Below are 13,104 nucleotides of genomic sequence, written 5' to 3' on the forward strand. Positions count from 1 at the left end.
CGCCTGCCGAACTGATCGGCCTCCTTCCAGACTTGCCGTTTTTCCCGGAGAGTGCCACAACACCGATCCAAAATGACTCATCGGAGGTGTATCGTGGAAAAGGCAGAAATCGGGCTGATCGGCCTTGCCGTCATGGGTTCCAACCTGGCACTCAACATCGCGGAAAAAGGCAACAAGATCGCAGTCTTTAACCGCACGCCCGAAAAGACGGACGAATTCTACGAAAGCGCCGGTGAGCTCAAAAAGCAGATCGTCCCCTGCAAGACCATCGAGGAATTCGTTGAGGCCATCCGCCCGCCGCGTCCGATCATCATCATGATCAAGGCGGGCGAGGCTGTCGACCAGCAGATGGAAGCGCTGCGGCCGCATCTTTCCAGAGGCGACATCATGATCGATGCCGGCAATGCCAATTTCCGTGACACGATCGCCCGTTTCGACCGCCTCAAGGATACCGAGCTGACCTTCATCGGCATGGGAGTTTCCGGCGGTGAAGAAGGCGCCCGCCACGGCCCGTCGATTATGGTCGGCGGTACCGAAGACTCCTGGAAGCGCGTGGAGAAGGTTCTGACCTCGATTGCCGCCAAGTACAACGGCGATCCCTGCGTCGCCTGGCTCGGCAACGATGGTGCCGGTCACTTCGTCAAGACGATCCACAACGGCATCGAATATGCCGACATGCAGATGATAGCCGAAATCTACGGCATCCTGCGCGACGGCCTCGGCAAGAGCGCCGGCGAGATCAGCAAGATCTTCGGCGAATGGAACAAGGGCCGCCTGAATTCCTACCTCATCGAAATCTCAGAAAGGGTGCTGGCGGCGAACGATCCTGTGTCCGGCGGCCCGATGGTCGACATGATCCTCGACAAGGCTGGCCAGAAGGGGACCGGCAAGTGGTCAGCGATCGAAGCGCAGAACATGGGCATTCCGGCGACCGCTATCGAAGCTGCCGTTGCGGCCCGCAGCATTTCCTCGATGAAGGGCCAGCGCGAAGCCGCCGAGAGGATCTTCGGCACGCCGAAATATGATTTCCCGATCCCCTACAGCCAGGACCTCGACAAGGATCTGGAACTGGCGTTGTTTGCCGCCAAGATCGGCGCCTATGCGCAAGGCTTTGCCGTGATGGCGGAAGCTTCCCGCGAGTTCAACTGGTCTCTGCCGATGCCGGTGATCGCCAAGATCTGGCGAGCCGGCTGCATCATTCGTTCACAGTTCCTGGACGAAATCACCAGCGCCTTCACCAAGGCGCCGGATGCGGCAAACCTCATCGTCACGCCGGCGTTCTCGGAAATGGTCAAGGAATCGATCCCATCGCTTCGCCGCGTCGTTGCAACAGCACTTGCCGCCGGCCTGCCGGTTCCAGCACTCACCTCGGCGCTTACCTATTTCGACGCCTATCGCCAGGGCCGCGGCACGGCCAACCTCATCCAGGCCCAGCGCGACTTCTTTGGCGCCCACGGTTTCGACCGCCTCGACGGCAAGGATTTCCACCATGGTCCGTGGGGCAGCGGCGCTTCGACGTTCTGAGGTATCAATCGAACATGCAAAAGCCCGATTTCGAACGGGCTTTTTTATTGTGAGCAGATCGATGCAGGATCAGTGGCCCGCGCACCGGCTCCTATCTTCGATCGTCCGGCCAGACCGGCTTGCTGATGCTCTGCAGCAGTTCCGGCTCAATGCCATCGATGCGGGCGATGACGGCCTTGGCCAGTTCGCGGCCGGCGTGGCGAACATCCTCGTTGGCCGTGATGATTTCCGGCCTGATCCAGTTTAGAATCGGCGCGGACTGTTTGGAAACCATGTCGACATCGTAGCCGACGCGCTTGCTTGTCGCCTCGATGCCGGCATTGACGGCAATAGCGGCACTTCCTGCCGAACAGACGATGCCGTCGGGTGCATTCGGCACGCGCATCATCGCTTCGACCGCGGTCTTGACCTCCTCCAGCGGCGTATCGGTGTTGACGCGCAGCGGGACTTCCTCGGCGCCATAATCGTGAAGGCCGGTTTGGAAGCCGATCCTCGTATGGGCATAGTAAGTGAGCTTGCTTGCCGGCTGAAGCAGGGCGATGCGCCTGCGGCCGCGCTCGACGAGTCTCTTGACCGCCTCGTGCGCGAAGGATTCGTTGTCGAAATCGTGGTAGGGATGAACCAGTCCCGCATCGGTCCGGCCATGCGTGGCGAAGGGCATGTTCTGCTCAGCGAGCAGTCGCACGCGCGGATCGTCGGGCTCGATGCGCGAAATAATGACGCCGTCTGCAGAGCCGGTGTCCAGGATGTAGCGCACCGGCAGCATCGGGTCCTTGCTGTGCGAGTGCGGTGTCACGACGATGTGGTAGGGCGTGCCGGTCAGCACTTCGGAAATGCCGAAGACCATCTGGCTCGAGAAGCCCATGATTTCTTCATCGATGGAAAGGACGAGCGCAATGACATTGGTCTTGCCGGTCCTGAGGCGTACGCCGGCGCGATTTGGCTGGTAGCCGAGCTGGCGGGCGACCATACGCACGCGCTCCTTGGTCTCCGCGCCGATATCCGGTGCATCCTTGAGTGCGCGCGAAACCGTGGTGATGCCCAAGCCCGTCATGAAGGCGATTGTCTTCAGTGTCGGCCGTTCGCGCTGGATGGCTGCTGCCGCTCCCCCCGAATTTCCCTTGTTTTCCATCCCTTTATGTCACCTTCGCGCGATTTCGGTCCGCTTATAGAATGTTTTCTGCCAAGCCGTAAGCATATTCGCCGCTGAAAAGTAATCCTCCTCGAAGTTGTTAAATCTGTAACGATACAGTTCAAATGTCGAGCACTTTTTATCCCGGCTACAATCTCACTGGACGCCTGGGTTGACTCGCGATTTCAAGCTCTGACCCTTTTCACTTGCAAATCCCGTTTCCTGGGGTGGCGTCGGCATAGTTGAAAAATAATGTCTAATATCAGTGCGTTCGGATGATATTTGTCACGAAATATTGAATTCTCAGCGCAACGCCACATCTCGCGAAAGTGTGGAACAAGAACAGGCATGGATAGCAATGGCGAGTTTTGCATAGAAATTTGACGGCGGGCTGTTGCGCCAAAATGTCGATTGCACTAAGTTTTTCCGGCAACGTTTCAGTGAGGGAGGAGAACTCATGAATTTTCGTTCGATGGCGGCTGTGCTTGCTGCTTCTGTCGTGCTGCCGCTTGGCGCGGCCAACGCGACTGATCTCGAGGTCACCCATTGGTGGACATCCGGCGGCGAAGCCGCTGCGGTCAAGGTCCTTGCCGACAGCTTCAATGCGAGTGGCAACAACAAGTGGGTCGATGGCGCTATTGCCGGCTCCGGCACCACCGCCAACCCGATCATCATTAGCCGAATTCTCGGCGGCAACCCGATGGGCGCTACCCAGATGAACACCGGCCGCGACGCTGAGGAGCTCATCAAGGCAGGCCTGATGACGGATCTGACGCCACTTGCCGAGCAGGAGCATTGGAAAGATATCATCCGTCCGGCCAAGCTGCTCGACGCCTGCGTCTATGAAGGCAAGATTTATTGCGTGCCGATCAACATCCACTCCTGGCAGTGGATGTGGCTCAACCGCCACGTCTTCGAAGACAATGGCATGGCTGTTCCAAAAAATTGGGACGAGCTCGCAGCCAATGCTCCGAAGCTGAAGGAAAAGGGCATCACGCCGCTCGCCACCGGCGCCCCGTGGCAGGTCGAAGGCATCCGCAACGTCATGCAGGCCGGCATTGGCGGCAAAGACCTCTACTTGCAGATCAACGACAAGAAGAGCGAAGAGGCCGTTCGCAGCGATCAGAACAAGAAGGTCTGGACCGCATTCGCCCAGGCCCGCGACATGGTCGATCCGGCTTACTCCGGCCGCGACTGGAACGTTGCCACCAACATGGTGATCGAGGGCAAGGCTGCCGCTCAAATCATGGGCGACTGGGCGCAGGGTGAATTCGCCGTCGCGAAGAAGGTCGCCGGCGTCGACTACGATTGCCTGCCGGGTCTCGGCTTCAATGCGCAGCTCGATACGGGCGGCGACGCCTTCTATTTCCCGAAGAACAGCAATCCAGAAATTACCAAGGCGCAGCTTGAACTCGCCAAGATGCTTCTTTCCAAGGAAGTTCAGGTCAAGTTCAATCTGGTCAAGGGTTCGCTTCCGGTTCGCGGCGACGTCGATCTCGAAGCCGCAAACGCCTGCATGAAGAAGGGAATCGAAATCCTGTCGGACCTTAACAACGTTCTGCCTTCGACCGAGCAGATGCTCGATTCCGATACTCAGGGTCAGCTGCAGGATCTCGCGCTCGAATTCTTCAGCTCCAAGATGTCTGTGGACGATGCGATCGATCGTCAGGCCGACATCATCTCGCAGGCCCAGTAAGGCCACAGAGGCTCTCGTACTTGAGACGGTTTTATGGGCGCGCGAGCGGACAGCTATCCAGTCTGGTCGCGCTCCTGACCGCCAACAGGAGGTATTGATGGCTCATGCCGGCCGGCCGTTTGGCCTATTGCGCAACCTCAATGCGAAGGTCGCAGCAATCCCTATGATGCTGACCGTCATCGTGATTTTCATCGGTTGCACGCTCTGGACCGTATTCTACTCGTTCACGTCATCGCGGCTGCTGCCGACGAGCGATTTCGTGGGCTTTGATCAGTACAGCCGGCTCTTCGGTAATTCACGGTGGAACCAGTCGCTTCTCAATCTTGCCACCTACGGCGTCTGCGTCCTGACATTCGTCTTCATCATCGGCTTCGTGCTGGCTGTTCTCATCGACCAGAAGATCAGGTTCGAGAACACCTTCCGCACGATCTTTCTCTACCCGTTCGCCTTGTCGTTCATCGTGACGGGGCTCGTCTGGCAGTGGATTCTCGACCCCGGCCTCGGCGTGCCGAAGGTTTTGAACGATCTCGGCCTTCCGGGAGGCAGCCTCGCGCTGCTCGGCGACAAGAACACCGTCATCTATGCGCTCGTCATCGCCGGCCTGTGGCAGGGGACGGGGCTGGTCATGGTGTTGATGCTTGCCGGTCTGCGCGGCATCGATTCCGAAATCTGGAAGGCGGCGCGCGTCGACGGCATTCCGGCGTGGCGCACATACCTGTTCATCATCATTCCGATGATGCGCGGCGTCTTCGTCACCACGCTGGTGATCGTCGCTTCCGGCATCGTGCGCGTCTATGACCTAGTCGTCGCGATGACGCAGGGCGGACCCGGATTTGCTTCGGAAGTGCCTGCCAAATACGTCTATTCGTTCATGTTCGAGCGCGCCAATCTCGGGCAGGGCCTCGCGGCTTCGACTGTGATGCTCGTCACCGTCTTCATCATCCTGGTTCCGTGGGCTCTCGCCGAGTTCCGCCAGAAGCGATCCTGAGGGAGCACGATCATGGCCATAGCCACCACCACCAACAACATCGCCGGCGTCGTCGAGCCGGCAGGCGCAAGACCTCGTCGCATGTTCGCGCCTTCGACCATAATCCTCTACAGCATCCTTACTGTCGCCGCGCTTTATTATCTCCTACCGCTCTACGTGATGGTCGTGACCTCCCTCAAGGACATGACAGAAATCCGCATGGGCAACATCTTCGCTCCGCCGGTGCAGATCACCTTCGAGCCCTGGGTCAAGGCATGGAGTCAGGCCTGTACGGGCCTTGATTGCTCCGGCATCAGCGTCGGCTTCTGGAAATCGGTCAAGATCACCATTCCGAGCGTCATTATTTCCGTGGCGATTGCCTCGGTGAATGGCTACGGCCTGTCCTACTGGCGTTTCAAAGGTTCGGAAGTCTTCTTTACGATCCTGCTTTTCGGCGCTTTCGTACCCTATCAGGTCATGCTCTATCCGCTCGTCATCATCATGCGCGAGCTCGGCATCTTCTCGACGATCTGGGCCGTCGTCCTGGTTCACACGATCTTCGGCATGCCGATCAACACGCTGCTTTTTCGAAATTATTTCGCATCGCTGCCCCCCGAACTCTTCAAGGCTGCGCGTGTGGATGGGGCAGGGTTCTGGCAGGTGTTCTTCCGCATCATGCTGCCGATGTCGCTGCCGATCTTCGTCGTTTCGATGATCATCCAGATCACGGGCATCTGGAACGACTTCCTGTTCGGCGTGATCTTTGCCGGCAACCAGAATTTCCCGATGACGGTACAGCTCAACAACATCGTCAACGCCGTCCAGGGCGTGAAGGAATACAACGTCAACATGGCTGCAACGCTACTCACCGGCGCGGTGCCGCTTATCGTCTATTTCGTGTCCGGACGTCTCTTCGTCCGCGGTATCGCCGCTGGCGCAGTGAAAGGTTGATCATGAACACAAGCGTTTCCATCAAGGATCTGTCGCTGAATTTCGGCGCCGTCAGCGTCCTCAAGGATCTGAACCTCGACATTAACGACGGCGAATTCCTGGTCCTGCTCGGCTCGTCCGGCTGCGGCAAGTCCACGCTGCTCAACTGCATCGCCGGGTTGCTTGATGCATCCGCGGGACAGATCTTCATCAAGGGCAAGAACGTTACCTGGGAAGAGCCCAAGGATCGCGGCATCGGTATGGTGTTCCAGTCCTATGCGCTCTATCCGCAGATGAGCGTCGAAAAGAACCTGTCCTTCGGACTTCGGGTTGCAAAGGTGCCGCAGGCCGAGATCGACAAGCGCGTGGCGCGCGCCTCCGAGATCCTGCAGATCCAGCCGCTCTTGAAGCGCAGGCCCGCCGAACTGTCCGGGGGCCAGCGCCAGCGCGTGGCAATCGGCCGCGCCCTCGTGCGTGATGTCGATGTGTTCCTGTTCGACGAGCCGCTGTCCAATCTCGATGCCAAGCTGCGTTCGGAACTGCGTGTGGAGATCAAGCGCCTGCACCAGTCGCTGAAAAACACGATGATCTACGTCACCCACGATCAGATCGAGGCGCTGACGCTGGCAGACCGCATCGCGATCATGAAAAGCGGCATCATTCAGCAGCTCGACGATCCGACGACCATCTACAACAGGCCGCGCAATCTCTTTGTCGCTGGCTTCATCGGCTCGCCATCGATGAACTTCCTGCACGGCGAATTGACCAAGAACAGCGACAAGACGGTCTTCAGATCAAACGGCGTCAGCTTCTCGCTCGAAGGCTATGACGCGGCTCAACCGTTGCAGTCGGGCCGCAAGGTGGTGCTCGGCGTGCGCCCGGAGCACATCAAGGTCGATGAAAATCTCGGCCCCGAAGTGCATGATGCGACCGTCGACATCGAGGAGCCGATGGGGGCCGACAACCTCCTCTGGCTGAAGCACGCCGGCCACACGATGTCGGTGCGCATCAACGGCGCGCGTCGATTCAAGGTGGGAACACCGGTGAAGCTCAGCTTCGACATGTCGCTGGCATCGCTCTTCGATGCTGCGACGGAGGAGAGAATTTAGGAGACGGCGAGCGTAAGGTGGGCGAGGGAGGTACCCTCATGCCTGTCGGCTCCTTCTGCCCACAGACAGCCGCAGCGCCTTCCCGATCGCAACGCTGCGCTCGGCAAACTTCCTCTTCTCGCGGGTGGGGTGAGGGATAGGGTGAGGGGCAGAAAGTGCTCCTGGGCGAGCGAGGGCATTCCTCGTTCCAATGTTCGAGATCAGAAAATGACCACGTCCAACACTTCGTCCATCGATCTTTCCGGCTCCTGGCGACTTGCCTCCGCTGAAGGCGATGTCACCACATCGATCACGCTTCCGGGCGACGTCCATACGGCGCTTCACGCTGCAAGGCTCATTGCGGATCCGTATTTCGGCCGCAATGAAGAGCAGGTGCAGTGGGTCGCGCATCGAGATTGGGTGCTCGAGCGAGCCTTCCAGCTCGAGGATGCCGAAGGCGACTGGTATCTCGACATCGATTACCTCGATACCGTTGCCACGGTCTTCGTCAACGGGTTCGCAGTGCTCTCGGCCGACAATTGCTTTCGCCGCTACCGGCCAGACGTTTCGAGCATGCTGAAGGCAGGCGAAAACACGATTCGCGTCGTGCTGCATTCGAGCATTGCCGCGGGCGCAGAGCGGCAGGGCAGGCAGCCTTTCTACGTACCCTATCACCAGGGCAACTCGCCGATCGCCAACGGCAATATGCTGCGCAAGCCGCAATGCCATTTCGGCTGGGACTGGAACATCGCGATCGCACCGCTCGGGCTTTACGGCAAGATCGCATTGAAGAAGCTCGAGACTGCGCGCATCGAGCACGTCACGACGCGCCAGGGGCATAGCCTTAACGGCAGCGTCGAACTGCAGGTTACAGCAACGCTCTTTGCGAAGGAGCCGGGCATCGTGCCGATGCATTTCGCGCTCGACGGTGAGCGTGTTCGACTGGATGTCGGTGTCAATGCCGGCGAGACGGTGGTCAATCATATCTTTTATGTCGAGAAACCGCGCCTCTGGTGGCCCTCCGGCAGCGGCGAGCAGGCGCTTTATGCGCTGACCGTCGATTTGCCGTCCGAAGTGGTGACAAAGCAGATCGGCCTTCGTACCGTCGAACTCGTTACCACGCCGGATGCGGCCGGAAGCCGCTTCGCTTTCAGGGTCAACGACCGCGAAATCTTCTGCCGCGGTGCGAACTGGATTCCGGCGGATGCACTGTTTTCGCTGTCGTCGGAAGAGAAGACGGAGGACCTGTTGCAGTCGGCAAAAGCTGCGAACATGAACATGATCCGCGTGTGGGGTGGGGGCTTTTACGAGCACGACTGGTTCTATGACCTGTGCGACCGGCTCGGCCTCATGGTCTGGCAGGATTTCATGTTTGCCTGCAACCTCTACCCCTCGACAGAAGACTTCCTCGACAATGTCGCGCTCGAAGTCGACTACCAGGTCAAGCGGCTCGCCTCGCATCCTTCGATCGCACTCTGGTGCGGCGACAACGAACTGGTCGGTGCGCTCACCTGGTTCGACGAGCCGAAGAGAGACCGCGACCGCTATCTCGTCTCCTATGATCGACTGAACCGCACGATCGAGCAGGCGATGAAGAAGGCGGCTCCAGGTGCGATCTGGTGGCCGTCGAGCCCGTCCTCCGGCTATCTTGATTTCGGTGACGCCTGGCACGCCGATGGCTCCGGCGACATGCACTACTGGTCGGTCTGGCACGAAAACAAGTCGTTCGACAATTATCGCTCGGTGCGGCCGCGTTTCTGCTCCGAATTCGGTTTCCAGTCCTATACCTCTATGCCGGTCATCAAGACCTATGCCGACCACAAGGACATGAACGTCGCGTCGCCGGTGATGGAGTTGCATCAGAAGAATGCCGGCGGCAATGAGCGAATCGCGGGCACGATGTTCCGCTACTTTCGCTTCCCCAAGGACTTTGCGAATTTCGTTTATCTCAGCCAGATCCAGCAGGGACTGGCGATCAAGACGGCGGTGGAATACTGGCGGTCGCTCAAGCCCCATTGCATGGGCACGATCTACTGGCAGCTCAACGACACCTGGCCGGTCGCGTCCTGGTCGAGCCTCGACTACGGCGGGCGCTGGAAGGCGATGCACTATCTCGTCAAGCGCTTCTTCCAGCCGATCGCCGTGGCCGCCATTCCGTCGGAGGACGGCAAAACGATCCGTTTCTCGCTGGTCAACGACACGCTTTCGCAGGTCAGCGCCGATCTTTCGATTTCCGTTGTGACGATGAAGGGCGAGCGCAAGCACCTGAAGGACGCCCAAGCGGTCTGCACGCCGGAGGCTGCCGTGACGGCAACGGCGATCGATGTCTCGGATATCCCCGAGGGTACGCTGCTTGCCTGGCGCTTCACGGCGTCAAACGGCATGGGCGGTGAGGGGCACTACGCCCACGGCACCTACAAGGCACTCGAATTGGAGCCTGCCGGTCTCCAGGTGACCCGCGAATATGCTGAGGAAGATGGCTCGGTTTGCCTCAATGTCACCGCCAGGGGACTGGCGCTGTTCGTGATGATCGAGACCGAGACCGACGGCAAATACTGCGACAATGTCTTCGATCTGGCAGCTGGCGAAACCCGGCGCATCCTCTTCACCCCGGCAAAGCCGCTCCAAGACGGCGAGCTTCCGGAGTTCCGATTCTACGACCTGCATTCCTGCCAGTCGGCAGATTGATTTTGAGAAAGGGCACGAGGCCCGAGGAGAAAGTGATGACGAAACTGAGTTTCCAGCTTTATAGCGCCCGCAATTTCCAGCCCTATTCGGCAATCTTCGAAAAGCTCGGCAGGGCCGGTTATTCGGAGGTCGAAGGCTTCGGCGGTATCTACGCCGACCTCGACGACGCTGATTTGAAGGGCCTGCGCGCCGATCTCGACAAGAACGGCCTCACGATGGCAACGGGCCATTTCAGCCCGGATTTCCTTGACGGCGAAGTCGAGAAATCGCTGAACATCGCAAAGACGCTCGGCATGGATTCGATCTACGCGCCGCACCTTGCCGCCGACCAGCGTCCGGCGGACGGCGCCGGCTGGCTTGCGTTTGGCAAGCGCCTGCAGGAAATGGCCAAGCCCTATAAGGACGCCGGCTACGAATTCGGCTGGCACAATCACGACTTCGAATTCGTGAAGCTTGCCGACGGCTCGCTGCCGATCGAGCGCATCTTCGAAGGTGCGCCCGACATTTCGTGGGAAGCCGATATCGCCTGGGTCGTCCGCGGTGGAGCCGACCCGTTCGCCTGGATCGACAAGCTCGGCTCGCGCATCACTGCCGTACACGTCAAGGACATCGCGCCGGCCGGCGAGAACAAGGACGAGGACGGCTGGGCCGACGTGGGTCACGGCACGCTTGCCTGGCCGAAGCTGATCGCGGCGCTCGAGGGCACCAGGGTCAAGCACTTCGTCGTCGAGCACGACAATCCGCGCGACATCGATCGCCTGATCACCCGCTCGATCGCATCCTTCAAGACCTACTGAGGCAGACCATGACCAAGGAACTTGGCGTCGGCATCATCGGATGCGGCAACATCTCCACCACTTACCTTTCGCTCGCGCCCCTCTTCAAGGGCCTGAAAATCCTGGCCTGCGCCGACATCAATGTGCAGGCAGCCGAGCTTCGCGCCAAGGAATTCGGCGTTACCGCGCAGACCATCGAGCAGCTTCTTGCCAATGAGGAGATCGACGTCGTTGTGAACCTCACCATCCCTGACGCGCATTATCCGGTCTCGAAGGCGGCGCTGGAGGCTGGCAAGCACGTCTTCTCCGAAAAGCCGCTCGTGCTGACGCTGGAACAGGGCGAGGATCTGCGGCGCATCGCCAAGGAGAAGAAGCTCTCCGTCGGCTGCGCGCCGGACACCTTTCTCGGCGGTGCGCACCAGCTTGCCCGCAAATATGTGGACGAGGGCGGCATCGGGCGCATCACCTCCGGCGCCTGCTATGTCATGGGGCCGGGCATGGAGATGTGGCATCCGAACCCGGACTTCTTCTTCCTGCCGGGCGGGGGTCCCATCCTCGACATGGGACCGTACTACATCGCCAACCTCATCAATTTCATCGGCCCGGTCAAGCGCGTCGGCGCGATCACCTCGATGGCTTCGGAGACACGCACAATCACCAGCCAGCCACGCCACGGCGAGACGATTCCGGTCAAGACGCCGACGACGGTCCAGGCACTGCTTGAATTCGTCAGCGGTGCGACGGTGACGTTGACGGCGAGCTGGGATGTCTGGTCGCACCGCCATGCCAACATGGAGCTCTACGGCACCGATGGCACCCTTTTCGTGCCGGACCCGAATTTCTTCGGCGGCGTCGTCGAGGCCAGCGGCCGCGACAAGGACATCAAGCCGCTTGAAGCGTGGGAACATCCCTTCGGCAAGTTCAACCAGGACAGCCCGCAGGGCCCGCGCGCCAACTACCGCACGGCAGGTCTTGCCGATATGGTCGCGGCGCTGATCGAAGGCCGCGATGCCCGCTGCTCTCTGGAGCGCACGCTGCATGGCGTCGACGTCATGACTTCGATCCTGAAATCGGGCGAGGAGGGGAGGTTCGTGGAACTCACGACGACCTGCACACAGCCCGCCGCGCTTGGCATCGAAGAGGCTCAGGCACTCTTGAAGTAGGCCTCCAAAGGGATATTTTTCGCGCGGGCTTTTCCCGCCCGCGCGCACTCTTCCAAAGGATCAGTACGATGAGCTGGCAACCGGCTTCCGACCGCTATTCGAAGATGAAGTACAACCGCACGGGCCACTCCGGCCTGAGGCTTCCTGCCGTCTCCCTCGGTCTCTGGCACAATTTCGGCGGTGACACGCCGCATGATCGCAAGATCGACATGTGCCGCACTGCCTTCGATCTCGGCATCACTCACTTCGACCTTGCAAATAATTACGGCCCGCCTCCAGGTTCGGCCGAAACCGCCTTCGGCGAAATCCTTCGCACCGAATTCGCAGGCCTGCGGGACGAACTCATCGTCTCGTCGAAGGCAGGCTACGATATGTGGCCGGGTCCTTATGGCGAGTGGGGTAGCCGCAAGTATCTGATCGCTTCCTGCGACCAGAGCCTGAAGCGGATGGGCCTCAACTACGTCGATATCTTCTATTCTCACCGGTTCGATCCGGATACGCCTCTCGAAGAGACGTGCGGCGCGCTCGACTATATCGTGCGCTCCGGCCGGGCGCTCTATGTCGGCATCTCCTCTTACAATTCCCAGCGCACCCAGGAGGCAGCCGCGATCCTCAAGGATCTCGGTACGCCGTGCCTCATCCACCAGCCAAGCTATTCCATGCTCAACCGCTGGGTTGAGGACGACAAGCTGCTCGACACGCTGGACAAGGTCGGTATGGGATCGATCGTCTTTTCACCGCTGGCGCAGGGCATGTTGACGACCAAGTATCTCGCCGGCATCCCGGAAGACAGCCGTGCGGCGCTAAACCACTTTCTGAAGCGGGATTTCATCCGCCCGTCGATCGTCGAAAACATCCGCAAGCTGAATAGCATCGCCGAACGCCGCGGACAGACGCTAGCGCAGATGGCTATCGCATGGGTATTGCGCGGCGGCCGGGTGACGTCGGCGCTGATCGGCGCCAGCCGCTCATCGCAGATCGTCGATTGCGTCAAGGCGCTCGACAATCTTGAGTTTACGGCGGATGAGCTGAAAGAGATCGACGTCTATGCCCGTGGGGCCGACGTCAATCTCTGGGCGAAATCGGCAGAGCGAGAATAAGCGCAAGAACGCCCGGCCATAACTGCCGGGGCGTTTCTCA

The 13,104-nt window shown here is 59.7% G+C and carries 10 protein-coding genes; 9 read left to right on the forward strand and 1 reads right to left on the reverse strand.

The genetic code is table 11. The features are described from left to right. Positions 1-72 precede the first annotated feature (72 nt). Positions 73-1,524, forward strand: a complete 1,452-nt coding sequence (gndA, locus tag EV130_RS15015) for an NADP-dependent phosphogluconate dehydrogenase (protein WP_207900883.1) — start codon at positions 73-75, stop codon at positions 1,522-1,524. Positions 1,525-1,615: 91 nt separating this feature from the next. Here the strand turns inward: gndA and EV130_RS15020 are convergent, their stop codons facing one another. Then, positions 1,616-2,656: a LacI family transcriptional regulator gene (locus tag EV130_RS15020; RefSeq protein WP_074061551.1), complete on the reverse strand. Its 1,041-nt coding sequence runs from the start codon at positions 2,654-2,656 to the stop codon at positions 1,616-1,618. A gap of 457 nt (positions 2,657-3,113) precedes the next feature. Here EV130_RS15020 and EV130_RS15025 point away from each other — a divergent pair, with 457 nt between their 5' ends. From EV130_RS15025 to mgrA, 8 genes are all read left to right on the forward strand, one after another. Beyond that, a complete protein-coding gene (locus EV130_RS15025; RefSeq protein WP_132660694.1) occupies positions 3,114-4,352 on the forward strand; it encodes an ABC transporter substrate-binding protein in 1,239 nt (412 codons plus the stop codon). 97 nt (positions 4,353-4,449) lie between these two features. Beyond that, the gene (locus tag EV130_RS15030; RefSeq protein ID WP_074061549.1) at positions 4,450-5,340 is read left to right on the forward strand and encodes a carbohydrate ABC transporter permease; all 891 of its coding nucleotides are present in this window, start codon (positions 4,450-4,452) and stop codon (positions 5,338-5,340) included. Between the two features lie 12 nt (positions 5,341-5,352). Further along, positions 5,353-6,270, forward strand: a complete 918-nt coding sequence (locus tag EV130_RS15035) for a carbohydrate ABC transporter permease (protein WP_132660696.1) — start codon at positions 5,353-5,355, stop codon at positions 6,268-6,270. Positions 6,271-6,272: 2 nt separating this feature from the next. After that, positions 6,273-7,358 carry an ABC transporter ATP-binding protein gene (locus tag EV130_RS15040; protein ID WP_074061547.1) on the forward strand — a complete coding sequence of 362 codons (1,086 nt, stop codon included), beginning with the start codon at positions 6,273-6,275 and terminating at the stop codon, positions 7,356-7,358. Positions 7,359-7,565: 207 nt separating this feature from the next. Next, complete coding sequence (locus EV130_RS15045) at positions 7,566-10,025, forward strand: beta-mannosidase (RefSeq protein WP_132660698.1); 2,460 nt, start codon at positions 7,566-7,568, stop codon at positions 10,023-10,025. A 35-nt stretch (positions 10,026-10,060) separates the two neighbouring features. After that, positions 10,061-10,822, forward strand: coding sequence for a sugar phosphate isomerase/epimerase family protein (locus EV130_RS15050; protein ID WP_074061545.1), 762 nt, complete (start codon positions 10,061-10,063; stop codon positions 10,820-10,822). An 8-nt stretch (positions 10,823-10,830) separates the two neighbouring features. Continuing rightward, on the forward strand, positions 10,831-11,964 hold the full coding sequence (locus EV130_RS15055; protein ID WP_132550245.1) for a Gfo/Idh/MocA family protein: 1,134 nt from the start codon (positions 10,831-10,833) through the stop codon (positions 11,962-11,964). A gap of 68 nt (positions 11,965-12,032) precedes the next feature. After that, complete coding sequence (mgrA, locus tag EV130_RS15060) at positions 12,033-13,064, forward strand: L-glyceraldehyde 3-phosphate reductase (protein ID WP_074061543.1); 1,032 nt, start codon at positions 12,033-12,035, stop codon at positions 13,062-13,064. Positions 13,065-13,104 lie beyond the last annotated feature (40 nt).

Origin of the sequence: Rhizobium azibense (genome assembly GCF_004342325.1) — a bacterium.
Taxonomy (GTDB): domain Bacteria; phylum Pseudomonadota; class Alphaproteobacteria; order Rhizobiales; family Rhizobiaceae; genus Rhizobium; species Rhizobium etli_B.

Excerpts from the sequence above, each read along its gene's own strand:
- gndA (WP_207900883.1), top strand. The coding sequence starts at position 73 with ATGACTCATCGGAGGTGTATCGTGGAAAAGGCAGAAATCGGGCTGATC.
- EV130_RS15020 (WP_074061551.1), bottom strand. The coding sequence starts at position 2,656 with ATGGAAAACAAGGGAAATTCGGGGGGAGCGGCAGCAGCCATCCAGCGC.
- EV130_RS15025 (WP_132660694.1), top strand. The coding sequence starts at position 3,114 with ATGAATTTTCGTTCGATGGCGGCTGTGCTTGCTGCTTCTGTCGTGCTG.
- EV130_RS15030 (WP_074061549.1), top strand. The coding sequence starts at position 4,450 with ATGGCTCATGCCGGCCGGCCGTTTGGCCTATTGCGCAACCTCAATGCG.
- EV130_RS15035 (WP_132660696.1), top strand. The coding sequence starts at position 5,353 with ATGGCCATAGCCACCACCACCAACAACATCGCCGGCGTCGTCGAGCCG.
- EV130_RS15040 (WP_074061547.1), top strand. The coding sequence starts at position 6,273 with ATGAACACAAGCGTTTCCATCAAGGATCTGTCGCTGAATTTCGGCGCC.
- EV130_RS15045 (WP_132660698.1), top strand. The coding sequence starts at position 7,566 with ATGACCACGTCCAACACTTCGTCCATCGATCTTTCCGGCTCCTGGCGA.
- EV130_RS15050 (WP_074061545.1), top strand. The coding sequence starts at position 10,061 with ATGACGAAACTGAGTTTCCAGCTTTATAGCGCCCGCAATTTCCAGCCC.
- EV130_RS15055 (WP_132550245.1), top strand. The coding sequence starts at position 10,831 with ATGACCAAGGAACTTGGCGTCGGCATCATCGGATGCGGCAACATCTCC.
- mgrA (WP_074061543.1), top strand. The coding sequence starts at position 12,033 with ATGAGCTGGCAACCGGCTTCCGACCGCTATTCGAAGATGAAGTACAAC.